This is a genomic window from Streptomyces sp. NPDC025793 (assembly GCF_055558375.1).
In genome coordinates this window covers 506645-530479 of record NZ_JBVHMR010000001.1, presented here as the reverse complement: position 1 = coordinate 530479, position 23835 = coordinate 506645, and the positions used below count along the sequence as shown (strand labels likewise).

20 protein-coding genes, 1 tRNA gene and 1 pseudogene are annotated in these 23835 nt (G+C 72.7%); 9 read left to right on the top strand and 13 right to left on the bottom strand.

The annotated features are described in order from the left end of the window. Both ACZ4MF_RS02520 and ACZ4MF_RS02515 read left to right on the top strand, forming a co-directional pair. Positions 1-966, top strand: a complete 966-nt coding sequence (locus ACZ4MF_RS02520; protein WP_467489057.1) for an ABC transporter ATP-binding protein — start codon at positions 1-3, stop codon at positions 964-966. Further along, positions 963-1679 carry an ABC transporter ATP-binding protein gene (locus ACZ4MF_RS02515; RefSeq protein WP_467489055.1) on the top strand — a complete coding sequence of 239 codons (717 nt, stop codon included), beginning with the start codon at positions 963-965 and terminating at the stop codon, positions 1677-1679. The genes ACZ4MF_RS02520 and ACZ4MF_RS02515 overlap by 4 nt, the downstream gene beginning before the upstream one ends. An 86-nt stretch (positions 1680-1765) precedes the next feature. On the opposite strand, the gene ACZ4MF_RS02510 is transcribed toward ACZ4MF_RS02515, so the two are convergent. Then, on the bottom strand, positions 1766-2422 hold the full coding sequence (locus tag ACZ4MF_RS02510) for an ANTAR domain-containing response regulator (RefSeq protein ID WP_467489053.1): 657 nt from the start codon (positions 2420-2422) through the stop codon (positions 1766-1768). A 100-nt stretch (positions 2423-2522) separates the two neighbouring features. On the opposite strand from ACZ4MF_RS02510, the gene ACZ4MF_RS02505 reads away from it, so the two are divergent. After that, positions 2523-2597: transfer RNA gene (locus ACZ4MF_RS02505), tRNA-Leu, on the top strand. 80 nt (positions 2598-2677) lie between these two features. On the opposite strand, the gene pyk is transcribed toward ACZ4MF_RS02505, so the two are convergent. The 7 genes from pyk to ACZ4MF_RS02470 form a co-directional block, all read right to left on the bottom strand. Next, positions 2678-4114 (bottom strand): pyruvate kinase, encoded by a 1437-nt coding sequence (gene pyk, locus ACZ4MF_RS02500; RefSeq protein WP_467489051.1) that lies wholly within the window; start codon positions 4112-4114, stop codon positions 2678-2680. 170 nt (positions 4115-4284) lie between these two features. Then, positions 4285-5409, bottom strand: coding sequence for a GDSL-type esterase/lipase family protein (locus ACZ4MF_RS02495; protein ID WP_467489049.1), 1125 nt, complete (start codon positions 5407-5409; stop codon positions 4285-4287). 51 nt (positions 5410-5460) lie between these two features. Beyond that, positions 5461-6876, bottom strand: a complete 1416-nt coding sequence (locus tag ACZ4MF_RS02490) for a lysine N(6)-hydroxylase/L-ornithine N(5)-oxygenase family protein (RefSeq protein WP_467489047.1) — start codon at positions 6874-6876, stop codon at positions 5461-5463. Beyond that, positions 6873-8306: a pyridoxal phosphate-dependent decarboxylase family protein gene (locus tag ACZ4MF_RS02485; protein WP_467489045.1), complete on the bottom strand. Its 1434-nt coding sequence runs from the start codon at positions 8304-8306 to the stop codon at positions 6873-6875. The genes ACZ4MF_RS02490 and ACZ4MF_RS02485 overlap by 4 nt, the downstream gene beginning before the upstream one ends. A 468-nt stretch (positions 8307-8774) precedes the next feature. Beyond that, complete coding sequence (gene pepN, locus ACZ4MF_RS02480) at positions 8775-11294, bottom strand: aminopeptidase N (RefSeq protein ID WP_467489043.1); 2520 nt, start codon at positions 11292-11294, stop codon at positions 8775-8777. A 143-nt stretch (positions 11295-11437) separates the two neighbouring features. Beyond that, positions 11438-11785, bottom strand: a complete 348-nt coding sequence (locus tag ACZ4MF_RS02475) for a chorismate mutase (protein WP_467489041.1) — start codon at positions 11783-11785, stop codon at positions 11438-11440. A gap of 33 nt (positions 11786-11818) precedes the next feature. Beyond that, positions 11819-12709 (bottom strand): helix-turn-helix domain-containing protein, encoded by an 891-nt coding sequence (locus ACZ4MF_RS02470; RefSeq protein WP_467489039.1) that lies wholly within the window; start codon positions 12707-12709, stop codon positions 11819-11821. A 113-nt stretch (positions 12710-12822) separates the two neighbouring features. On the opposite strand from ACZ4MF_RS02470, the gene ACZ4MF_RS02465 reads away from it, so the two are divergent. Together ACZ4MF_RS02465 and ACZ4MF_RS02460 are read left to right on the top strand one after the other, a co-directional pair. After that, a complete protein-coding gene (locus tag ACZ4MF_RS02465) occupies positions 12823-14580 on the top strand; it encodes a glycoside hydrolase family 35 protein (protein ID WP_467489037.1) in 1758 nt (585 codons plus the stop codon). Between the two features lie 58 nt (positions 14581-14638). Next, a complete protein-coding gene (locus ACZ4MF_RS02460) occupies positions 14639-15520 on the top strand; it encodes a hypothetical protein (protein ID WP_467489035.1) in 882 nt (293 codons plus the stop codon). A 36-nt stretch (positions 15521-15556) separates the two neighbouring features. On the opposite strand, the gene ACZ4MF_RS02455 is transcribed toward ACZ4MF_RS02460, so the two are convergent. Both ACZ4MF_RS02455 and ACZ4MF_RS02450 read right to left on the bottom strand, forming a co-directional pair. Further along, complete coding sequence (locus tag ACZ4MF_RS02455; protein WP_467489033.1) at positions 15557-16462, bottom strand: SDR family oxidoreductase; 906 nt, start codon at positions 16460-16462, stop codon at positions 15557-15559. After that, a complete protein-coding gene (locus ACZ4MF_RS02450) occupies positions 16459-17217 on the bottom strand; it encodes an SDR family oxidoreductase (protein WP_467489031.1) in 759 nt (252 codons plus the stop codon). The genes ACZ4MF_RS02455 and ACZ4MF_RS02450 overlap by 4 nt, the downstream gene beginning before the upstream one ends. 110 nt (positions 17218-17327) lie before the next feature. Here ACZ4MF_RS02450 and ACZ4MF_RS02445 point away from each other — a divergent pair. The 4 genes and pseudogenes from ACZ4MF_RS02445 to ACZ4MF_RS02430 all read left to right on the top strand — a co-directional run. After that, positions 17328-18062, top strand: a pseudogene (locus ACZ4MF_RS02445) (enoyl-CoA hydratase family protein); the annotation flags it as partial. A 168-nt stretch (positions 18063-18230) separates the two neighbouring features. Next, positions 18231-19082: a CoA transferase subunit A gene (locus ACZ4MF_RS02440; protein WP_467489029.1), complete on the top strand. Its 852-nt coding sequence runs from the start codon at positions 18231-18233 to the stop codon at positions 19080-19082. Continuing rightward, positions 19079-19873, top strand: coding sequence for a CoA-transferase subunit beta (locus ACZ4MF_RS02435; RefSeq protein WP_467489027.1), 795 nt, complete (start codon positions 19079-19081; stop codon positions 19871-19873). The genes ACZ4MF_RS02440 and ACZ4MF_RS02435 overlap by 4 nt, the downstream gene beginning before the upstream one ends. Positions 19874-19880: 7 nt before the next feature. Continuing rightward, positions 19881-20939 (top strand): NAD(P)H-dependent flavin oxidoreductase, encoded by a 1059-nt coding sequence (locus tag ACZ4MF_RS02430; protein ID WP_467489025.1) that lies wholly within the window; start codon positions 19881-19883, stop codon positions 20937-20939. Here ACZ4MF_RS02430 and ACZ4MF_RS02425 read toward each other — a convergent pair. The 3 genes from ACZ4MF_RS02425 to ACZ4MF_RS02415 all read right to left on the bottom strand — a co-directional run bounded on the left by ACZ4MF_RS02425 (position 20923) and on the right by ACZ4MF_RS02415 (position 23794). Beyond that, positions 20923-22080: an acetyl-CoA C-acetyltransferase gene (locus tag ACZ4MF_RS02425; protein ID WP_467489023.1), complete on the bottom strand. Its 1158-nt coding sequence runs from the start codon at positions 22078-22080 to the stop codon at positions 20923-20925. The two genes, ACZ4MF_RS02430 and ACZ4MF_RS02425, sit on opposite strands and share 17 nt — an antisense overlap. Positions 22081-22120: 40 nt before the next feature. Then, a complete protein-coding gene (locus ACZ4MF_RS02420) occupies positions 22121-22732 on the bottom strand; it encodes a TetR/AcrR family transcriptional regulator (protein WP_356021139.1) in 612 nt (203 codons plus the stop codon). 276 nt (positions 22733-23008) lie between these two features. After that, positions 23009-23794, bottom strand: a complete 786-nt coding sequence (locus tag ACZ4MF_RS02415) for an SDR family oxidoreductase (RefSeq protein WP_356021137.1) — start codon at positions 23792-23794, stop codon at positions 23009-23011. Positions 23795-23835 lie beyond the last annotated feature (41 nt).

The following is a 23835-nucleotide window of genomic DNA, read 5'->3' as shown; positions in this document are numbered from 1 at the left end:
ATGACCACCGACACCACCACGAAGGACGCCGCCCCCGGCGCACCCGCCCCCGGCCAGGTCGTCCTCGACGCCCGCGGCGTGACCATGCGCTTCGGCGGTCTGACCGCCGTACGCGATGTGGACCTGACCGTCAACAGCGGCGAGATCGTCGGCCTGATCGGCCCCAACGGCGCCGGGAAGACGACCTTCTTCAACTGCCTGACCGGCCTGTACGTGCCGACCGAGGGCGAGGTCCGCTACCGGGGCCAGGTGCTGCCGCCGAAGTCCTTCAAGGTCACCGCGGCCGGCATCGCCCGTACCTTCCAGAACATCCGGCTGTTCGCCAACATGACCGTGCTGGAGAACGTCCTCGTCGGCCGCCACACCCGTACCAAGGAGGGCCTGTGGTCCGCGCTGCTGCGCGGCCCGGGATTCCACCGCGCCGAGGCGGCCTCGCGCGAACGGGCCATGGAACTGCTCCGGTTCGTGGGCCTGGACCGCAAGGCCGAGCACCTCGCCCGCAACCTCCCCTACGGCGAGCAGCGCAAGCTGGAGATCGCCCGCGCCCTGGCCAGCGAGCCCGGTCTGCTGCTGCTCGACGAGCCGACGGCCGGCATGAACCCGCAGGAGACCCGGGCCACCGAGGAACTGGTCTTCGCCATCCGGGACCAGGGCATCGCCGTCCTCGTCATCGAGCACGACATGCGCTTCATCTTCAACCTCTGCGACCGGGTGGCCGTCCTGGTGCAGGGCGAGAAGCTGGTCGAGGGCGACAGCGCGACCGTCCAGGGCGACGAGCGCGTGATCGCGGCCTACCTCGGCGAACCCTTCGAGGACGCGCCCGGCGACGAGGAGGTGGCCGAGGTCGAGGCGGCGGAGGCGGCGGCCGAGACCGAGACGGCCGCGGCGGCCGAGCCCGCGGAAGCGGACGCGGCGGACTCCGAGAACACGACCGACGCCGCGCCCGGCAAGGAGAACGACCGATGACCGCACTGCTCGAAGTCGAGGACCTGAGGGTCGCCTACGGCAAGATCGAGGCCGTCAAGGGCATCTCGTTCACGGTCGAGGCCGGTCAGGTGGTCACCCTCATCGGCACCAACGGGGCCGGCAAGACCACCACGCTGCGCACGCTCTCCGGGCTGCTGAGGCCGGTCGGCGGCCAGATCCGGTTCAACGGAAAGTCGTTGAAGAAGGTCCCGGCCCATCAGATCGTCGCGCTGGGCCTCGCCCACTCCCCCGAGGGGCGGCACATCTTCCCGCGCATGACGATCGAGGACAATCTGCGCCTCGGCGCGTTCCTGCGCAGCGACAAGCCGGGCGTCGAGAAGGACATCCAGCGCGCCTACGACCTCTTCCCCATCCTCGGGGAGCGCAGGAAGCAGGCCGCGGGCACCCTCTCCGGCGGTGAGCAGCAGATGCTGGCGATGGGCAGGGCGCTGATGTCCCAGCCGAAGCTGCTGATGCTGGACGAGCCGTCGATGGGTCTGTCGCCGATCATGATGCAGAAGATCATGTCGACGATCGCCGAGCTGAAGTCCCAGGGCACGACGATCCTGCTGGTCGAACAGAACGCGCAGGCCGCGCTGTCGCTGGCCGACCAGGGGCATGTGATGGAGGTCGGCACGATCGTGCTGTCCGGGACCGGACAGGACCTGCTGCACGACGAGTCGGTGCGCAAGGCCTATCTGGGCGAGGACTGACGAGGACCGACCAGGACCGACCAGGACGACGGCGAGGCCCGGGCCCTCTTCTCCGGGGCGCGGGCCTCGTCGTACGAGCGGTGGGCTCAGCCCTTCCTGCCCGCCTTCTTCTCCTCGCTGTCCGCGATCACCGCCTCCGCGACCTGCTGCATCGACATGCGGCGGTCCATGGAGGTCTTCTGGATCCAGCGGAAGGCGGCCGGCTCGGTCAGGCCGTACTCGGTCTGGAGGATGGACTTCGCGCGGTCGACCAGCTTGCGGGTCTCCAGGCGCTGGGTGAGGTCGGCGACCTCCTGCTCCAGCTGCTTCAGCTCGGTGAAGCGGGAGACGGCCATCTCGATCGCCGGCACGACGTCGCTCTTGCTGAACGGCTTGACCAGGTACGCCATGGCACCGGCGTCCCGGGCGCGCTCCACGAGGTCGCGCTGGGAGAAGGCGGTGAGCATGAGGACCGGGGCGATGGACTCCTCGGCGATCTTCTCGGCCGCGGAGATGCCGTCCAGCTTGGGCATCTTCACGTCCAGGATGACGAGGTCCGGCCGGTGCTCGCGGGCCAGCTCGACGGCCTGCTCGCCGTCTCCGGCCTCGCCGACGACCGTGTACCCCTCTTCTTCGAGCATCTCTTTCAGGTCGAGCCGGATCAGGGCCTCGTCCTCGGCGATGACGACGCGGGTCGTCAGCGGAGGCACGTGCGACTTGTCGTCGTCGGGCGCGTCTACGGGCTGGGGCGACTCGGCGGTCACGGGGGCTCCTCGTTCAGGGCACGGGTACTGCTGACAAGAGCCTACCTAGCTACGGTATGGTGGACGCGCGGAGGGTCGGGGGAAACCTTGGATTCTGCGAGCCCCGGTAGCCCAATTGGCAGCAGGCAACGGATTCAAAACCCGTACAGTGTCGGTTCGAGTCCGACCCGGGGCACTTTTCCTTGGATCCCAAGGTCAGTGCAGAAAGACATGAAAGGCCCCTCGACCGAGGGGCCCTTTTCGTGTCACCCGTGATTACTTCGGGCTGTCGTCCTCACCGATGTGGTGGACCCGGACCATGTTGGTCGAGCCGGAGACCCCGGGCGGGGAGCCGGCCGTGATCACCACGACGTCGCCCTCGCGGCAGCGGCCGTACTTCAGGAGCAGCTCGTCCACCTGGTCGACCATGGCGTCGGTGGAGTCGACGTGCGGGCCGAGGAAGGTCTCCGCGCCCCAGGTGAAGCTGAGCTGGGAGCGGGTGGCCGGCTCCGGCGTGAACGCGAGCAGCGGGATCGGCGAGCGGTAGCGGGACAGCCGGCGGGCGGTGTCTCCCGACTGGGTGAACGCGACCAGGAACTTCGCGCCGAGGAAGTCGCCCATCTCGGCTGCGGCCCGGGCGACCGCGCCGCCCTGGGTACGCGGCTTGTTGCTCTCGGTCAGCGGGGGCAGGCCCGCCGCGAGCATGCCCTCCTCGGCGGCCTCCACGATCTTCGCCATGGTGCGCACGGTCTCGACCGGGTACCTGCCGACACTGGTCTCGCCGGAGAGCATCACCGCGTCCGTGCCGTCGAGGACGGCGTTGGCCACGTCGGAGGCCTCGGCGCGGGTCGGGCGGGAGTTCTCGATCATCGAGTCGAGCATCTGGGTGGCCACGATGACCGGCTTGGCGTTGCGCCGGGCGAGCTTGACCGCGCGCTTCTGCACGATCGGCACCTGCTCCAGCGGCATCTCCACGCCCAGGTCGCCGCGCGCGACCATGATCCCGTCGAAGGCGGCGACGATCTCGTCGAGGTTCTCGACGGCCTGCGGCTTCTCGACCTTGGCGACCACCGGGAGGAGGCGGCCCTCCTCGGCCATGATGCGGTGCACGTCCTCGGCGTCCCTGCCGCTGCGCACGAAGGACAGGGCGATGACGTCGACGCCGGTGCGCAGCGCCCAGCGCAGGTCGTCCTCGTCCTTCGCGGAGAGGGCGGGGACGGACACGGCGACGCCGGGGAGGTTCAGCCCCTTGTGGTCGGAGACCATGCCGCCCTCGACCACCCGGGTGTGCACGCACGGGCCGTCGACAGCGGTGACCTCCAGGCAGACCTTGCCGTCGTCGACGAGGACGCGCTCACCGGGGGTGACGTCGGCGGCGAGGCCGGCGTAGGTGGTGCCGCACCGGTGGCGGTCGCCCGCGACGCCCTCCTCGACGGTGATGGTGAACTCGTCGCCGCGTTCAAGGAGTACGGGGCCTTCGCCGAAGTGGCCGAGCCGGATCTTCGGACCTTGAAGGTCGGCGAGAATTCCGACGCTGCGGCCGGTCTCGTCGGCCGCCTTTCGTACGCGCTGATAGCGCTCCTCGTGATCGGCGTGCGTGCCGTGGCTGAGGTTGAGGCGGGCGACGTCCATTCCGGCCTCGACCAGTGCCTTGATCTGGTCGTACGAGTCGGTGGCGGGCCCCAGAGTACAGACGATCTTTGCTCGGCGCATACCTTGAGCCTAGGCCTTACCCGCCGGTAGAGAATCGGCCCCACATGACCACTCAACAACCTTTGAGTAAAGGGCCGTTGACAAGTGTTGAATTGTGCGGTCACTCGCTCCGATGAGCGAATTTCCCGGCGGTGCATCCGGCGGGGCATCCGGCAAGACTTCCGCAGCCTTCAGAGCCTCAGCAGGGACAGCTCGGCGGCCTCGGCGATCGCCTTCGCGCCGGCGTCGTTGACGTGCAGGCCGTCACCGCTGTCGAACTCCTCGCGGATCCGGTCGGGTTCGGCCGGGTCCGCGACGGCGGCGGCGACGTCCACGATGCCGTCGAAGGGGTGCTCCTGTCCCAGCAGCCAGGCGTTGACCTCGCGACGGACGGCTTGCCCGGCCTCGCTGTCGTAGCCGTCGTAGACCGTGCCGCGGTACGGGCCGATGGTGGAGCCGACGACGGTCAGCCCGGCGGCGTGCAGCCGGTCGGCGAGGGCCGTGAGCCCGGCGATGAGCGCGTCGGCCGTGGGCGGCTCGCCGGGGTCGGGGAAGGCGATGTGGCCCGGCAGGCCGAGGTCGTTGAGGCCGATGTGGATCAGGACGTGACTCACGCCCGGCACCGCGAGGACGTCCCGGTCGACGCGGGCGAGGAGGCGCTCGCCGATCTGGTCGGTCAGCAGGCGGTTGCCGGAGATGCCCTGGTTGACGATCCAGCCGTGGGGCAGCCGGCGGCCGAGCTGGGAGGGGAAGCTGTTGTCGAGGCCGGGCGTGGTGGCCGCGCCCTCGATCCAGGAGTCCCCGAAGGCGACCGCGATCCGGGTGCCCTCGGGCGCGCGGACGTCGGCGCCGATCCCGAAGTGCCCGGTGGGCACCTCCTCGGCATCCCGCAGGGTCCGCGCGGTCAGCTGGTCTCCGGGGGCCGCCCGGCCGACGTCGTACGGCACCGCGGAGAAGGTCGTCGGACCGGTGTCACCGGGCAGATAGAGGCCGACCGTGAGCACCTGGCCCGCGGTGACGGGCCGCTCGACGGGGTCGGAGACGAGGTCCCCGCCCGCCGGGACCGTGACGGCCCCGGTGCCGTCGAAGGTGAGCGGGGTGTCGATCCCGTCGCCCCGGACGTGCGCGCCGCCGATCTCCAGTGGTTGCTTGCCGTAACGGTTGCTGAGGGTGATCCGTACCGCCTCGCCTCCCCCGGCCAGCCGCAGGGTCTGCCGTACGGTCTGATCGGTGAAGCCCCGGCTCTGGAAGAGCGCGAAGTCCTCGTCGGGGTCGATGACGGCGGTGCGGTGAGCGGCGATCCATGTCGTGGTCATGGAAGCCGCCAACACCGCCGTCGCTGGGATTCTTCCGGCCTCGCGAGGTTCTCACCTCCCGTCGGCGAGGGGCGTCAGCTGCCGGACGGCCTGCCGGGCCTGCGGCACCCGCGGCAGACCGTCCTGAAGTCCGAAGGTGGTGAAGGCCGTTCGCTCGGCCAGCGGGTAAGGGTTCTTTCCGGTGAGCGAGTTGAGGATGGTGGCGCTGCGCCAAGCGGCGAGGCCGAGGTCGGGCGCGCCGACGCCGTGGGTGTGCAGCTCGGCGTTCTGGACGTAGACCGAGCCGGTCACGGACGGGTCGAGGACGAGCCGGAACTCCTCGTCGATGCGCGGACGTTCGCTGCTGTCGCGGCGCATGTAGGGGTCGAGTCCGGCGAGGATGCGGTCGAGCGGGCGCTCCCGGTAGCCGGTGGCGAGGACGACGGCGCCGGTGGTGAGCCGGGTGCGGGTGCCCTGCTGGAGGTGTTCCAGGTGAAGTTCGACCTGGGTGGTCGCGATCCGGCCGGCCGTGCGGACCCGGACGCCGGGGGTCAGGACGGCGTCGGGCCAGCCGCCGTGCAGGGTGCGCCGGTACAGCTCGTCGTGGATGGCGGCGAGGGTGCCCGCGTCGATGCCCTTGTGCAGCTGCCACTGGGCGGCGATCAGCCGGTCGCGGACAGGCTCGGCGAGGGCGTGGAAGTAGCGCGTGTAGTCGGGCGTGAAGTGCTCCAGGCCCAGCTTGGAGTACTCCATCGGCGCGAACGCCTCGCTGCGGCCGATCCAGTGCAACTGCTCACGGCCCGCCGGGCGGTGGCGCAGCAGGTCGAGGAAGACCTCGGCGCCGGACTGTCCGGAGCCGACGACGGTGACGTGTTCGGCGGCCAGGACGGCGGCGCGGTGGTCCAGGTAGTCGGCGGCGTGGACGACCGGCACCCCCGGGGCGTCCACCAGCGGCTTGAGCGGGTCGGGCACATGGGGTGCGGTGCCGACTCCGAGGACGATGTTGCGCGTGTACGTACGGCCGAGGGCCTCGGCCTCGCCCTCGGCGCCCTGCTGGGCGAAGTCGACCTCGAACACGTCCCGTTCGGGGTTCCAGCGCACCGAGTCGACCTGGTGCCGGAAGTGCAGCCCGGGCAGGTTCTGCGCGACCCAGCGGCAGTATGCGTCGTACTCGGCGCGCTGGATGTGGAAGCGCTCGGCGAAGTAGAAGGGGAAGAGCCGCTCGCGGGACCGCAGGAAGCTCAGGAAGCTCCAGGAGCTGGTGGGGTCGGCGAGGGTCACCAGGTCGGCGAGGAACGGGACTTGGATGGTGGCGCCCTCGATGAGCAGGCCGGGGTGCCAGTCGAAGCCCGGGCGCTGTTCGTAGAACACGGCGTCGAGTTCGGTGAGCGGGTGGGCGAGCGCGGCCAGGGAGAGGTTGCAGGGGCCGATGCCGATGCCGACGAGGTCGCGGGGGGAGGCGGGCTCGTGGCGTGGGGGGTTGCTCATGCGGGGGTGCCTTCTTCTGCGGGTTCCGTCCGACCGGCTTCTGCGGGGTTCACCGGCCGGGTGTGTGTGAGTTCCAGCAGCCGGGTCAGGTCGTCCGGCCGGGTGCGGGGGTTGAGGAAGGTGGCCTTGAGCCAGAGTCGGCCGTCGAGCCGGGCCCGGCCGAGGACGGCCCGGCCCTCGTGCAGCAGCCGGCGGCGTACGGCGGCCACGGCGTCGTCGTCGGCTCCCGCCGGCCGGAACAGCACCGTGCTGATCGCCGGCCGGTCGTACAGCTCGAAGCCGGGGTGCGCGTCGACCAGGGCGGCGAACGCGCATGCGTGGGCGCAGACCTGGTCCACCAGGGCGCCGAGTCCGGTGCGGCCGAGGGTCTTCAGGGTGACGGCGATCTTGAGGATGTCGGGGCGGCGCGTGGTGCGCAGGGAACGGCCGAGCAGGTCGGGGAAGCCTGCCTCGATGTCGTCGTCGGCGTTCAGGTAGTCGGCGCGTTGGTGCAGCGCGGCGAGTTCGGCGGGGCGGGCGAGGGCGAGGAGGCCCGCGGCGACCGGCTGCCAGCCGAGCTTGTGCAGGTCGAGGGTGACGGTGTGGGCGGCTTCGAGTCCGGCGAGTCGGTCCCGGTGCCGGTCGCTGAACAGCAGGCCTCCGCCGTAGGCGGCGTCGATGTGCAGCCGGGTGCCGTGGGCGGCGCACAGGCCCGCGATCTCGGGGAGCGGGTCGATGAGGCCGGCGTCGGTGGTGCCGGCGGTGGCGGCGACCAGCAGCGGACCGGGGAGCATGGTGAGGGCGTCGTCCAGGGCGGCCGGGTCGAGGATGCCGCTCGGCGCGGGGACGACGACCGGATCGGGCAGGCCGAGGAGCCATGCGGCACGGGCGAGCGAGTGGTGGGCGTTCGTCCCGCAGACCAGCCGGACGCCGGCGCCGTGCGCCTCGCGGGCGAGCAGCAGGGCGAGTTGGTTGGACTCGGTGCCACCGGTGGTGACCAGGGCGTCGGCGAGCCCGGCCGCGTGGGCGAGCGCGCGGGTGACCGCGGCTTCCAGGACGGAGGCGGCCGGGGCCTGGTCCCAGGAGTCCAGGGACGGGTTGAGCACGCTCGCCGCGAGGTCGGCGGCGGTGGCCACGGCGAGCGGCGGGCAGTGCAGGTGGGCCGCGCACAATGGGTCGGCGGGGTCGGCGGCACCCTCGGCGAGGGCCTGCACGAGGGTGCGCAGGGCGTCGGGGTCACCGCGTTCCGGCAGCGCGTCCCCGAGCACGTCGGCGACGCGCGCCGCGACCGCCTCGGGTCCCCCGGCGGGCAGCGGCCCGCCCCGCGCCCGGGCACCGGCCGCGAGCGCGTCGAGGACGGTGCCGAGCAGGGGGCGCAGGGCTGCGGGGCCGTCAGGTCTCCCGGATCCCGAGGCGAGGGCCGGGGCGGGCAGAGGGTGGTCACCGGGCATCGGCTGTCCTCCGCTTTCGGGCGCTCTCGGGCCGGCCTTCGCTTTCCAGCTTGTACGGGAAGTGGCCCGTGTGTCCCGAAATACCGACGATCAGAACCCGAAAGTGGGTACTGCCGTGCGGGGAAAATGCGTTGGGATTATGCCTGCGAGGTCATGCCCGCCCGCGCGTTGAGGCGGAGGGCGCGGCCGACGTCGCCGGCCGCTCCGGTCACTGCGATCGCGGTGCTGCCTCTACGCCCCCTAGGGCCTGTCGTCACATTCCCGCCCGCCGTGCGGCGTCTGGCACGCGCTTCCCCGGAGGGGGCACCCCCAGCCGCGTTGTCGTCGGTCGCCGGCTCCCCCGCGCTCGGCTTCGCTCGCGCGGGAGGGGCCCCCACGCGTCGGCTCCCTCCTCCGCCTTGCAGCCGCACGCACCGGACGCCGCGCGGCCCGCCCTTCGGGCGGACGACGGGAAGGTGACGACAGCCCCTAGGCCTCCCGCGTCTCGTGCGGCTCCCCCGGTGCCTCCTGCCCGCCGCGCACGCGCAGGGCGCGGGAGAGGTCGTCGAGGCGGTCGGCGAGGGTCCGGCGCAGGGCCGGGGTGGGATCGGCGTCGCGCAGACAGGCCTCGCCGAGGGCCACGTTCTCGGCGTCGACGGCGTGCACCGGGAAGGCCCAGCGAGCGGCGGCCTGCGCGATGGCGGGGCCGCGGCGGGCGCTGACGGCGACCGCGTCCGGGTAGAAGCGCGGCACGTACTCGCGTACCAGATCGGCCTGTTCGGGCTGCCAGAAGCCCTGTGCGGTGGCCGTGAAGAGGTAGTTGGACAGGTCATCGCCCGCGAACATGGCCTCCCAGGCCGCCTGCTTGGCCTCCGGTTCCGGCAGGGCCGCGCGGCAGCGGGCGGCGCCCTCCCGGCCGGTGGCGCTCGGGTCGCGCTCCAGCTCGGCGGCGATCGTGGCCTCGTCGGTGGCGCCGAGGACGGCGAGCCGGGCGAGTATGCGCCAGCGCAGCTCCGGGTCGATCTCCGGCCCGCCGGGCACCGTGCCGTCGGCGAGCCAGGCGGCGATGGTGTCGGGGTGGGCGGCGACGCCGATCAGGTGCCGTACGGCGATCAGGCGCAGGCCGGGGTGGTCGCCGTCCTCGGTGCGGCGCAGCAGGTCGCGGCAGAGGGAGGTGAGGGTGGACAGGGCCGCCGGGCGTTCCCGCGCGCTCAGGTACTGGTCGGCGATCTGACCGGAGGCGAAGGCGAGGACGCCCTGGACGATCGCCAGATCGGTCTCGCGCGGCAGGTGGGCGCGGGCCGTCTCCAGGTAGGCGGCGGGCGGCAGTTCGCCGTCGCGCACGGCGTCCCGCAGGGCGTTCCAGACGACCGCGCGGGTGAGCGGGTCGGGCAGGCCGGACAGTCCGGCGTGCAGCGCCTCGAAGGAGTCGGCGTCGAAGCGGACCTTGGCGTAGGTGAGGTCGCCGTCGTTGAGCAGGAGCAGTGCGGGGCGCCTGCCGAGGGGCTGTGGGTCGCTCTGCGGGACGTCGAGGTCGCGGCGCTCGCGCAGCACCAGGCGGCCCTCGTCGGCGACGTCGCGGTCGTACAGGCCGGCGGTGAGGCGGTGCGGGCGGCTGCCCGTGCGGTCGACGGTCAGGGTGAAGGTGCTGTCGGCGGCGGCGATCCGGGGGGTGAGCGTGTCGACGCCGGTGGTGCGCAGCCAGCTGTCGGCCCAGCCGGGCACGTCCCGGTCGGTGGCGGAGGCGAGGGAGTCGATGAAGTCGGCGAGGGTGGCGTTGCCGAACTTGTGCCGCGCGAAGTGGGTGTTGATGCCGGCGAGGAAGTCCTTCTCGCCGAGCCAGGCGGCCAGTTGGCGCAGCGCGGAGGCGCCCTTGGCGTAGGAGATGCCGTCGAAGTTGAGCAGCGCGGAGGCGGTGTCGTCGACGTTCTCGGGGGCGACCGGGTGGGTGGTGGGGCGCTGGTCGGCGTCGTAGCCCCAGGCCTTGCGGGTGACGCCGAACTCGGTCCAGGGGTCGGTGAAACGGGTGGCCTCGGCGATGGTCTGGTAGCCCATGTACTCGGCGAAGGACTCGTTCAGCCAGATGTCGTCCCACCACTTGAGGGTGACGAGGTCGCCGAACCACATGTGGGCCATCTCGTGCGCGATGACCATGGCGCGGGTCTGCCGCTCGGTGTCGGTGACGGCGGAGCGGTAGACGAACTCGTCGCGGAAGGTGACCAGGCCCGGGTTCTCCATGGCGCCCGCGTTGAACTCGGGGACGAACGCCTGGTCGTAGGAGTCGAAGGGGTACGGCTCCTCGAACTCCTCGTGGTAGCGGTCGAAACACGCACGCGTGACCTCGAAGATCTCGTCGGCGTCGGTGTCGAGGTACGGCGCGAGGGAGCGGCGGCAGTGGATGCCGAAGGGGAGTCCGCGGTGCTCGGTGCGCACCGAGTGCCAGGGGCCGGCGGCGACGGCGACGAGGTAGGTCGAGATCAGCGGGGTGGGCGTGGCCTCCCAGACCCCGTCGGCGCGCTGCTCGGTGACGCCGTTGGCGAGGACGGTCCACCCCTCGGGCGCCCTGACGGAGACCTCGAAGACGGCCTTGAGGTCGGGCTGGTCGAAGGCGGCGAAGACACGCTGGACGTCGTCCATGAACATCTGCGTGTAGACGTACGCCTCGCCGTCGCTGGGGTCGGTGAAGCGGTGCATGCCCTCGCCGGTGCGGGAGTAGCGCATGGCCGTGTCGACACGCAGTTCGTGCTGGCCCGCGGTGAGGTTCTTCAGCGGCAGCCGGCCGTCGGCGAGCGACTCCGGGTCGAGGGGCTGTCCGTCGAGCGTGACCGTGCGCAGCTCCGCGGGCTTCAGCTCGACGAACGTGTCCCCGGCGGACCGCGCGGTGAAGCGGATCACGGTGCGGGAGGCGAAGGTCTCGTCCCCGGTCGTCAGGTCCAGTTCGACCGTGTAGCGGTGGACGTCGAGGAGCTGTGCTCGGAGCTGCGCTTCGTCGCGCGTGAGTACGGACATGCAGGCCATGCTGCCCGATGGCACTGACAGCGGACAGGGGGTGGACTGGTTCGCCGCATATGTCCGGATCGTCGACCGGGCCCGTTCCGATCACCGGAGCGCCCCGCGCCCGCTCCGCCCCCTACCCCGCGCCCGCCCCCGGGTCAGTCTTCCGCGGGCTGGGCGTTGGCGGTGTCCTCGGCGATCCGCTCGTGGTGGCGGATGACCTCGGCGATGATGAAGTTCAGGAATTTCTCGGCGAAGGCCGGGTCGAGCTTGGCGTTCTCGGCGAGCCGGCGCAGCCGCTCGATCTGGCGGGACTCACGGCCCGGGTCGGCGGGCGGCAGCTGGTGCACGGCCTTGAGCCGGCCGACCTGCTGGGTGGCCTTGAACCGCTCGGCGAGCAGGTGGACGACGGCCGCGTCGATGTTGTCGATGCTGTCGCGCAGCCGCTCCAGTTCCTGACGGACCTCGGGCTGCATGTCACCGGTGCCGGTGTTGCTGGTGGTCATGGCCGTCAACCCTATGCGGTTGTCGGCCCACGTCTACGGCGTGTCCGGAGAGTGGATCATCGGGGGGTCGGCGGGGTCCGGCACCCGGTCGCTCCAGCCGCCGGGGACGGCACGGCCCTGCTGGGCGCGGAAGCGGACGGGGGCGAGGCCCACACGGCGCGTGAAGAGCCGGGAGAAGTAGGCGGGGTCGTCGTAGCCCACGCGGCGTGCGACGGCCACGACGGGCAGCTCGGTGGCGGCGAGCAGTTCCTTGGCACGGGCGAGGCGGATGCCGAGCAGGTAGTCCTTGGGGCTGCACCCGGCGGCCCGGCGGACGGCGCCGCGCAGCTCGGCGGGGGTCATGCCGTGCACGCGCGCGTGGTCGGCGACGCTCATCGGGGTGCAGGCGTCCCGGGCGAGGGCCTCCAGCACCTGGTCGCCGTCCGGGGCGAGGTCGGCGCGGGCCCGGCGCAGGGCGACGAGGAGTTCGTGCACGGCGGCGCCGGTCTCCACCTCCAGCAGGGGGTTGCCCCGGCGGGCGGCGCGGACGATGCGGGCGACCACCGCGCGGGGCCCGGAGGCGTCGGAGAGCGGCACGACGGGCCGATCGGGCTCGATGTAGCCGAGCTCGGTGTACGTCGCGGCGGCGGGCCCGGTGAAGTCGACGAAGCCCTCGTCCCAGCCGGTGCCCGGGTCGGGCGCGTAGTGGTGGGGCACGCCGGGCGTGAGCCAGAGCAGCGCGGGCCCGGCGACGGCCGTACGGCGGCCGTCGGCGGCCCGGTACCAGCCGCCGCCCGAGCTGATCACGACGGCCACGTGGTGGTCGAGGGTGCGCGGGCCGACCGTGGGCAGCGCGCCGTGCTGGAGGCCGACGCCGAGACAGACCAGGCCGAGGCGGTGGTGGGCGGGAGCGGGGCTGAAGAACCGCATCCAGGTCTGGTACATCGGCGCTCCTCCCGGCGTCGGCCACCACGGATTCCCGCCGAGCGGCGTTTTGTCCAAGCACCGCCGATCTTCGTCCATGGCGTGGCGCTCCGCCAGGGGCGAGGCTGGGCGGCATGAGCGAGTTCACGGTGGGGGAAAGCGATTTCCTGCTGGACGGGCGACCGGTACGGCTGCTGTCCGGGGCCCTGCACTACTTCCGGGTGCACGAGGCGCAGTGGCGGCACCGGCTGGCGATGCTGCGGGCGATGGGCCTGAACTGCGTGGAGACGTACGTCCCGTGGAATCTGCACCAGCCGCGCCCCGGCACGTTCCGGGACGTGCCGGCGCTCGGCCGGTTCCTCGACGCGGTCCGGGAAGAGGGCCTGTGGGCGATCGTGCGGCCCGGCCCCTACATCTGCGCCGAGTGGGAGAACGGCGGCCTGCCGGCATGGCTGACACATGAGGTGGGCACACGCGCGCGTACGCGCGACGAACGGTATCTGTCGCATGTACGTGCCTGGTTCCGCCGTCTGCTGCTCGAGATCGTGCCCCGGCAACTGGACCGCGGCGGCCCGGTGCTCATGGTCCAGGTCGAGAACGAGTACGGCAGCTACGGCAGCGACACCGGCCATCTGGGCGAGCTGGCCGACCTGCTGCGTGCGGGAGGGATCACGGTCCCGCTGTTCACCTCGGACGGGCCCGAGGACCACATGCTGACCGGGGGTTCGCTGCCCGGGGTGCTCGCCACGGTGAACTTCGGCTCGCACGCGCGCGTGGCCTTCGAGACGCTGCGCCGCCACCGCCCCGAGGGCCCGCTGATGTGCATGGAGTTCTGGTGCGGCTGGTTCGACCACTGGTCCGGCGAGCACGTCGTGCGCGACCCCGACGAGGCCGCGGGGGCGCTGCGGGAGATCCTCGACGCGGGGGCCTCGGTGAACCTGTACATGGCGCACGGCGGCACGAGTTTCGGGGGCTGGGCCGGCGCCAACCGGGGCGGCGGCGCGTTGCACGAGGGCCCGCTGGAGCCGGACGTGACGTCGTACGACTACGACGCCCCGGTCGACGAACAGGGTCGCTCCACCGCGAAGTTCTGGGCGTTCCGCGAGGTCCTCGCCGCGTACCGCTCCGGCCCGCTGCCCGAACTCCCGCCGCGGCCACCCGTGTTGGAGTCACCGTCCGAGGCGTCACTCACCGGCTGGGCAGGGCTGGACGCCGTACTGGAGACGCTGGGCGGCGAGGAGCGTGCGACGCCCGTGCCGCCGTCCTTCGAGGAGCTGGGGGTCACCCGGGGCCTGGTGCGCTACGTGGTGGAGGTTCCGGGGCCGCGGCAGCCGTACCCGCTCGGCGTGCGCGGGCTGCGGGATCTGGCGGTGGTGTACGTCGACGGGGCGCGGGCCGGGGTGCTCACCGAGGAGGAGCCGGCCCTGAAGGAGCCCGTCGCGGGCCCCGCGCGCGTGGAGCTGTGGGTGGAGTCCCTGGGCCGGGTGAACTACGGACCCCGGCTCGGCGAGGCGAAGGGCGTCACCGGCGGCATCGTGCACGAGCGGCAGTTCCTGCACGGGGTACGCGCGCGTGGGCTGGATCTGGACGCCTTCGACGCCGGCGTGGACGCGGTGCCGTTCGGCCCGCCGCCGCAGGAGGGCGCCCCGGGGCTGTACCGGGGCACGCTCACCGTGCGCGGGGCCGGGGACGCCCGGCTGGAGCTGCCCGGCTGGACGCGCGGCTTCGTCTGGATCAACGGCTTCGGGCTCGGCCGCTACTGGTCGGCGGGCCCCCAGCGGTCCCTGTACGTCCCCGGTCCGGTGCTGCGGGAGGGCGACAACGAGCTGTGGGTGCTGGAGCTGGAGGAGAGCACCCCGGCCCGGCGGGCGCCCCGCCTGTGCCCCGTATGACCGGCGGCCCGCCGCGCCTAGAGTGGAGAGGAGTTCCGGCGTCATTGGGGGTGCGGACGTGGCGAACGGCGGACCCGTCGAGCACGGCTACCCGCACCTGGAGACGGTGCGGGCCGCCGTCAACGCGCTGTACAGGCGATTGTCCTACGACACCGTCCAGACGTTCTCGACCAGTCTGGCCCCCGCCGACGTGGCCTTCTGCGACACCGACGACCTGCACCTGGGCGCTCAGCGCGTGGCCCACGAGATCGTGCGGCACTTCCGGCTGCCGGACGCGCGGCTGATCGTCGGCTTCCGGGAGATGACCCACGCGGCGAACGTCGAACTGGCGGCGGGTCCCGAGTACTTCGTCGAGCTGAACGACCGTTTCCGCACGCATCGCCGGGACATCGGCGCCGCCCTCGCGCACGAGGTGGCGCACGTCTATCTGCACCGGCTGGACCTCTCCTTCCCGACCACGGCGGAGAACGAGATCCTCACGGACACGGTGACGACCTACCTGGGGGCGGGCTGGCTGCTGCTGGACGCCTACCGGGAGGACGCGGTCTCCTCGCAGAAGCTCGGCTATCTCACCCCCGAGGAGTTCGGCTACGTCCTGGCCAAGCGGGCGCTGCTGTTCCAGGAGGACCCGTCGGTGTGGTTCACCAGCCCGCAGGCCTACACCGCCTACACCAAGGGCATGGCCCAGGCCCGCCGGGACGAGCAGCAGCCACCGCTGACCGGCGCGGGCTGGGCGGGCCGGCGCCGCTACGCCCACGACCGCCGGCACGCGCCCTCCACCACGCCGGGCGCCTCCTACGCCTTCACCCCCGACCCCGCCGGCCACCTCCGCGTCAGCTTCCCCTGTCCCACCTGCCACCAGCGGATCCGGGTGCCGGTGAAAGGGCGCGTCCGCGCGCGGTGCGGGGTGTGCCGGACGGTGCTGGAGTGCGACACGTAGCCCGTCTTCCGCCGGTGGGCCGGAGCCCCGAGGGGTTCACGCGCCGTACACCGGCCCCGGTTCCCGCGCCGCCGCCAGGAGTTCGCGCGCCGTCTCGCCCGCCTCGGCCGGGGTCCGGCGTGCTCCCTTGTCGGCGGTGGGGCCCGGCCGCCAGCCCTCCATGACCGTGATCCGGCCGCCCTCCGCCTCGAACACCCGGCCCGTCACGCCCTCGCTCGCGGCGGAGCCCAGCCAGACCACGAGCGGCGAGACGTTCCCGGGCGCCATGACGTCGAAACCGGTCGCCGGTGCCGCCATCGTCTCCGCGAAGGTGCGCTCCGTCATACGGGTGCGGGCGGCGGGCGCGACGGCGTTGACCTGGACGCCGTAGCGGGCCAGCTCGGCGGCCGCCACCAGGGTCAGGCCGACGATCCCGGCCTTGGCCGCGCTGTAGTTGCCCTGTCCGACCGAGCCCAGCAGTCCGGCGCCGCTACTGGTGTGGACGATCCGGGCCACCGGCGTGCGCCCGGCCTTGGCCTCGGCCCGCCAGTGCGCGGCCGCGTGTCTCAGCGGCAGGAAGTGCCCCTTGAGGTGGACGCGGATCACGGCGTCCCAGTCGTCCTCGTCGAGATTGACGAGCATCCGGTCGCGCAGGAAACCGGCGTTGCTGACGAGCGTGTCGAGCCGGCCGTACGCCTCCAGTGCCGTCCGGACCAGGGACGCGGCGCCCCCGGCCGTGGCGATGTCGCCGCCGTGCGCCACCGCCTCGCCGCCGGCGGCCCGGATCTCGGCGACGACGGTCTCGGCCGGGCTCTTCGCGTCGCGGGCTCCGTCCAGTCCGACCCCCAGATCGTTGACGACCACCCGGGCCCCCTCGGCCGCGAAGGCGAGGGCGTGGGCACGGCCGAGACCGCGGCCGGCGCCGGTGACGACGACGACCCGGCCGTCGCAGAGTGCGCTCATCTCACATCTCCCGGTTGACGGTTGGCTGTTGTGGCGTTCAGGAAGGCGGGCCGCTCCCCGCCGCCGTGCACGTGCAGGCTCGCTCCGCTGATGTAGGCGGCCGCGTCGGAGGCGAGGAAGACCGCCGCGCCGCCGACGTCGGCGGGGGCGGCGAGCCGGCCGAGCGGGACGGTGCGGGAGACGGCGTCGACGCCGTCCGGGCCGCCGTAGTGCAGATGTGCCAGTTCGGTGCGGACCATGCCGACCACGAGCGTGTTGACGCGGACCTCGGGCGCCCACTCCACGGCCATGGAGGCGGCCAGGTTCGCCAGGCCCGCCTTGGCGGCGCCGTACGCGGCCGAGCCGGGCGAGGGCCGGGTGCCGCTGACGCTGCCGACCATGACGACCGAGCCCCGGCTGCGCCGCAGGTGCTCGTACGCGGCGAGGGACGCGGTCAGCGGGGCGATCAGGTTCAGCTCGACGACTCTGGCGTGCCGCTCGGCGTCGGCGTCGGCCAGCAGCCGGTACGGGGTGCCTCCGGCGTTGTTGACGAGCACGTCCAGCTGGGGCAGCCCGGCGAAGAAGTCCCGCACGGCAGGGGGATCGCGCAGATCGAGGGGGGCGAACTCCACGCCGGCGACGAGGAGTTCGGGCGGGCGGCGGGCGCAGGCCAGGACACGGGCTCCGGCCTCGGCAAAGGCCCGCGCTATTCCGGCGCCGACGCCCCGGGTGCCGCCGGTGACCACCACGGTGGTGGCGCGCGATGCGTCGTCCACAGGGCGCGCCGTCGAGTTGTCCACAGGGCCTCCCGCTTGTCTGCGCAGGCTGCTAGCTTCGAAGCCATCGCACCTAACAAATGTTTGGTGGAAAGGTAGCTGATGCGGCCATGGGTGTCTCCCGTTCGTCCCCGGAAAAAGGGATTTCCGTCGTCACGGTCGACTTCCCGCCGGTGAACGCGCTGCCGGTGCGCGGCTGGTCCGAGCTGGCCGCGGCCGTGCGCGAATCCGGCCGTGACGCGGACGTCCGCTGTGTCGTGCTGGCCGCCGAGGGCCGGGGGTTCAACGCGGGCGTGGACATCAAGGAGATACAGGCGGCCGGCCAGGAGGCCCTGATCGGTGCCAACCACGGCTGCGCCGAGGCCTTCGCGGCGGTGTACGAGTGCGCGGTCCCGGTGGTCGCAGCGGTGCAGGGCTTCTGTCTGGGCGGCGGCATAGGCCTGGTGGGCAACGCGGACGCGATCGTGGCGAGCGAGGACGCCACCTTCGGACTGCCCGAGCTGGACCGGGGCGCGCTGGGCGCCGCGACCCATCTGGCCCGGCTGGTCCCGCAGCACCTCATGCGCGCCCTGTACTACACGGGGCGCACGGCGAGCGCCGCCGAGCTGCACCGGCACGGCTCGGTGTGGCAGGTGGTGCCCCGGCCGGAACTGCGGGAGGCGGCGCTGGCTCTGGCGCGCGAGATCGCCGCGAAGGACGGTCGGCTGCTGCGCATGGCGAAGGCCGCGATCAATGGCATCGACCCGGTCGACGTCCGCCGCAGCTACCGCTTCGAACAGGGCTTCACCTTCGAGGCCAACCTCAGCGGACTGGCGGACCGGGTCCGCGACACGTTCGGGACGGGTGACGGGGGCGGGGGTGCGGGGGGCAGTAGGGATGGCGCGGACGACGGGAGCGGTGCGGCGGGCAGGGGCGGTGCGGACGTCAGGGACGGCACGGCCCGGAGCGGCGGCACAGCCGGGAACGGCGGCGCATCAGCAGAGAGCGAAACGTCAGGGAAGGAGGGCGCGTAGGTGGGCGACAAGACGATGAGCGCGGACGAGGTGGTCTCCCGGCTGCGGAGCGGGATGACGCTCGGCATCGGCGGCTGGGGATCGAGGCGCAAGCCGATGACGCTGGTCAGAGCCCTGCTGCGCACGGGCATCACGGACCTGACGGTCGTGTCGTACGGCGGCCCTGACGTCGGGATGCTGGCCGCGGCCGGCCGGATCCGCAAGCTGGTCACCGCCTTCGTCACCCTCGACTCGATCCCGCTCGAACCGCACTACCGGGCGGCGCGCGAGCGGGCCGGGTTCGAGCTGACGGAGGTCGACGAGGGGATGTTCCTCTCAGGCCTGCGCGCGGCCGCGCACCGGCTGCCCTTCCTGCCGGTGCGGGCGGGCCTCGGCTCGGACGTCATGCGGATCAACCCCCACCTGAAGACGGTCACGTCGCCCTACGAGGACGGCGAGACGCTGGTGGCGATGCCCGCCCTGCGGCTGGACGCGGCCCTGGTCCACATGGGCCGCGCCGACCGGCTGGGCAACGGACAGTACCTGGGCCCGGATCCCTACTTCGACGACCTGTTCTGCGCGGCGGCGGACGCGGCCTACGTCTCCTGCGAACGGATCGTGGACACGGCCGAGCTGACCAAGGCGGCGCCTCCGCAGTCGCTGCTGCTCAAACGCCTCGCGGTGACCGGCGTGGTGGAGGCCCCGAACGGCGCGCACTTCACGTCCTGCGCACCGGACTACGACAGGGACGAGGAGTTCCAGCGGCTCTACGCCACCACGCCCTGGCCGGAGTTCGCCGAGCGGTTCCTCGGCCCGGACGAGGAGGCCTACCGGGCGGGGGTGCGGGAGTGGCGGAAGGAGCAGACGGGATGAGCACACCGAAGACGAACACACCGGAGACGGCGGGCACGCGGGCCCCCCTTCCCCCGCCCACCCGCGCCGAGTACTGCGTGATCGCCTGCGCCGAGGCCTGGCGCGGGGCCGGGGAGATCCTGGCGAGCCCGATGGGTCTGATCCCCTCGCTGGGGGCGCGGCTGGCCCGGCTGACCTTCGCGCCGGATCTGCTGCTGACCGACGGCGAGGCCCTGCTGGTCGGCCCGGACGGCACACCCGAGGGCTGGTTGCCGTACCGGCAGCATCTGGAGCTGGTGGCGGGCGGGCGCCGGCACGTGATGATGGGCGCGAGCCAGATCGACCGGTACGGCAACCAGAACATCTCCTGCATCGGCGACTGGGCGCACCCCCGCCGCCAGTTGCTCGGAATGCGCGGAGCACCGCTCAACACACTGAACAATCCGACGAGTTACTGGATCCCGAGACACTCCCGTCGGGTGTTCGTGGAGCGGGTGGACGTGGTCTGCGGGGTGGGGTACGACCGGGCGGCCGGGCTGGGCGGCGCGGCTCGCTTCCACCGCCTCGGGCGGGTGGTGTCCGACCTCGGCGCCTTCGACTTCGCCACCCCCGACCACTCGATGCGGCTGGCCTCGCTGCATCCCGGGGTGAGCGTGGAGCAGGTGCGCGAGGCGACGGGCTTCGCGCTCGCCGTGCCGGACGAGGTGCCCCGCACCCGGGAGCCGGCGGAGGCGGAACTGCGGCTGATCCGCGAGGTGCTGGACCCGAGCGGCGCGCGGACGCGCGAGGTCCCCGAGGCGGCCGGGGGGTGAAGGGCGGATGGAGACGGCGCTGACCCGGCTGGTCGGCATACGGCATCCGATCGTGCAGACCGGGATGGGCTGGGTGGCCGGCCCCCGGCTGGTCTCGGCGGCGGCGAACGCGGGCGCGCTCGGCATCCTGGCCTCGGCGACGATGACGCCCGGTCAACTGCGGGACGCGATACGGGAGGTGAGGTCGCGCACCGACGCGCCGTTCGGGGTGAACCTGCGGGCCGACGCGGGCGACGCGGCCGACCGGGTGGAGATCATGCTGGCGGAGGGCGTCCGGGTGGCCTCCTTCGCCCTGGCCCCCTCGGCCGGGCTGATCGCCCGGCTGAAGGAGGCGGGCGTGGTCGTCATCCCGTCCGTCGGGGCGCGGCGGCATGCGGAGAAGGTCGCCGCGTGGGGTGCGGACGCGGTGATCGTGCAGGGCGGCGAGGGCGGCGGCCACACCGGCGAGGTGGCGACGAGCGTGCTGCTGCCGCAGGTCGTGGACGCGGTGGACATACCGGTGGTGGCGGCGGGCGGCTTCTTCGACGGGCGGGGCCTGGTGGCGGCGCTGGCGTACGGGGCGGCCGGGGTGGCGATGGGCACACGGTTCCTGCTCACCTCCGACTCGACGGTGCCGGACGCGGTGAAAGCCCGCTATCTGGCCGCGACGGTCCGGGACATCACGGTCACCCGGGCGGTGGACGGTCTGCCGCACCGGATGCTGCGCACGGACCTGGTGGCCGCGCTGGAGCGGTCGGGCCGGATCCGGGCCCTGGCCCACGCGGTGCGGAAGGCGGCGGGCTTCCGGCGGCTGTCGGGGCTCGGCTGGCGGGAGATGGTGCGGGAGGGCCTGGCCATGAAGCACGGAAGGGAGCTGAGCTGGAGCCAGGTGCTGCTGGCGGCGAACACGCCGATGCTGCTGAGATCCGCGATGGTGGACGGCCGTACGGATCTCGGGGTGATGGCGTCCGGGCAGGTCGCCGGGGTGATCGACGACCTGCCGTCGTGCGCGGAGCTGGTGGAGCGGATCGCGAAGGAGGCGGAGGAGGTGCTGGCTCGTCTGCCGGGACTCAGAGGCGTTCGATGATCGTCACATTGGCCTGGCCGCCGCCCTCGCACATGGTCTGGAGGCCGTAGCGGCCGCCGGTGCGTTCCAGTTCGTGGAGCAGGGTCGTCATCAGGCGGACGCCGGTCGCGCCGAGGGGGTGGCCGAGGGCGATCGCGCCGCCGTTGACGTTGACCTTGTCGGGATCGGCACCGGTCTCCTTCAGCCAGGCGAGGACGACCGGGGCGAAGGCCTCGTTGATCTCGACGAGGTCGATGGCGTCCAGCGTCAGGCCGGTCTTCTTCAGGGCGTGGGCGGTGGCCGGGATCGGCGCGGAGAGCATGCGGATCGGGTCCTCGCCGCGCACGGAGAGGTGGTGGACGCGGGCGCGGGGGCGCAGCCCGTGCTCGCGGACGGCGTGCTCCGAGGCGAGCAGCATGGCCGCGGCGCCGTCGGAGACCTGGGAGGAGCAGGCCGCGGTGATGGTGCCGCCTTCGAGGACGGGTTTCAGCGCGGCCATCTTCTCCAGGGAGGTGTCCCGGCGGGGGCCCTCGTCCACGGTGACCTCGCCGTGGGGGACGGTCTCGCGCTCGAAGCGGCCGGTGTCGAGGGCGTGGAGGGCGCGCCGGTGCGAGCGCAGGGCGAACTTCTCCTGGTCCTCGCGGCTGATGCCCCACTTGGCGGCGATCATCTCGGCGCCGGCGAACTGGTTGACGGGCCGGTCGCCGTAGCGGGCGCGCCAGCCGGAGCTGCCGAGGAAGGGACCGTCGGTGAGGCCGAGGGGGGCGGCGGCCTGCCGGGAGGCGAAGGCGATGGGGATCTGGGACATGTTCTGCACCCCGCCGGCGATCACCAGGTCCTGGGTGCCGGAGAGCACGGCCTGCGCGGCGAAGTGCACGGCCTGCTGGGAGGACCCGCACTGCCGGTCGACGGTCACGCCCGGCACCTCCTCCGGCAGGCCTGCGGCCAGCCAGCAGGTGCGGGCGATGTCCCCGGCCTGCGGCCCCACCGTGTCCAGGCAGCCGAAGACCACGTCCTCCACGGCGGCCGGGTCGATCCCGGCCCGTCGCACCAGCGCGGTGAGCACGTGTGCGCCCAGGTCGGCCGGGTGGACCGCGCTGAGCCCTCCCGCGCGCCGCCCGACGGGCGTGCGGACCGCTTCGACGATGTAGGCCTCGGCCATGACAACTCCCTCACAGGAAAGGGGCGTGATGCAGACGGTGTCACTCGCGTACGGCGATCCCGTCCAGCACCATCGACAGGTACTGGCGGGCGATCTCCTCCGGGCTGTGCTGTCCGCCGGGCCGGTACCAGGAGGCGGCGACCCAGACGGTGTCGCGGACGAACCGGTAGGTGAGGCGGACGTCCAGGTCGGCGCGGAAGACGTGCTCGGCCACGCCGCGTTCCAGCGTGGACAGCCAGGCCTTCTCGAACCGGCGCTGGGACTCCGCGAGAAACGCGAACCGGTCCTGGGCGACGAGCTGCCGGCTCTCCTTCTGGTAGATGGCGACGGCCGCGCGGTGCCGGTCGATCTCCCGGAAGGACTCGGTGACCAGGGCCTCCAGCGTCTCGCGGGGGCCGAGTGCGGAGTCGAGGACGGTGTCGTAGCCGTCCCAGAGCTCGTCGAGGAAGGTCCGCAGGATCTCCTCGAGCATCGACTCCTTGGAGTCGAAGTGGTAGTAGAGACTGCCCGCGAGCATCCCGGCGTGGTCGGCGATCTTGCGGACGGTGGTGGCGTTGTAGCCGTGCTCGGCGAAGACCTCGGCGGCGGTGGTGAGGAGTTCGCCGCGCCGGGCCGCTGCCGGGGTCACCTGGGGCTTCTTCTTGGTCGGCACGGACCCATTCTGGTACCCGGCCACTTTCCGGTGCCGGGACCGGTGGGCCTAGGGCCTGTCGTCACCTTCCCGTCGTCCGCCCGAAGGGCGGGCCGCGCGGCGTCCGGTGCGTGCGGCTGCACGGCGGAGGAGGGAGTCGACGCGATGGGGCCCCTCCCGCCCGAGCGAAGCCGAGCGCGGGGAAGTCGGCGGCCGACGACAACGCGGCTGGGGGTGCCCCCTCCGGGGGAGCGCGTGCCAGGCGTCGCACGGCAGGCGGGAATTCGACGACAGGCCCTAGGCATGCTGGCTGCTGACGGAGACGACCTCGCCGGTCAGGTACGAGGAGTAGCCGGACGCCAGGAACACGATCACGTTGGCCACCTCCCAGGGCTGCGCCCAGCGTCCGAAGGCCTCCCGCCCGGTCAGCTCCTCCAGCAGTTCGGCGGAGGTGACCTTCACCAGGTGGGGGTGCATGGCGAGGCTGGGGGCGACCGCGTTGACCCGGACGCCGTAGGCGGCGGCCTCGATCGCCGCGCAGCGGGTCAGCGCCATCACCCCGGCCTTGGCGGCGGCGTAGTGCGCCTGCCCGGCCTGGGCGCGCCAGCCGACGACGGAGGCGTTGTTGACGATCACCCCGCCGCCGGTCTCGCGCATGGACCGCAGGGCGGCGCGCGTGCAGCGGAAGGTGCCGTTCAGGGTCACGTCCAGGACCCGGGACCACTGTTCGTCGCTCATGTCGACGAGGTCCGAAGTGCCGCCCAGGCCGGCGTTGTTGACGACGATGTCGAGTCTGCCGTGCTCCTGCGCGGCCGTCTCGAACAGGGTCCGCACCTGCGCCTCGTCGGTGACGTCGCACGGCACCGCCGCCACCCGGCCCGGGAACTTGCGGCGCAGCTCGCTCTCGTGCTCCTGCAGCCGGCGTGTGTGCGCGTCGCTGATCAGTACGCGCGCGCCCTCCTCCAGGAAGCGGTGCGCGGTCGCCCCGCCGATGCCGGCGCCGGCCGCCGCGGTGATGACGGCGGTGCGGCCCCGGAGCAGTCCGTGCCCGACGACGTAGGCCGGGCTCTCGACGCCTGTCATGGAGGCACGCTAACCTACCAAACACTTGTTAGGGAAGGCCG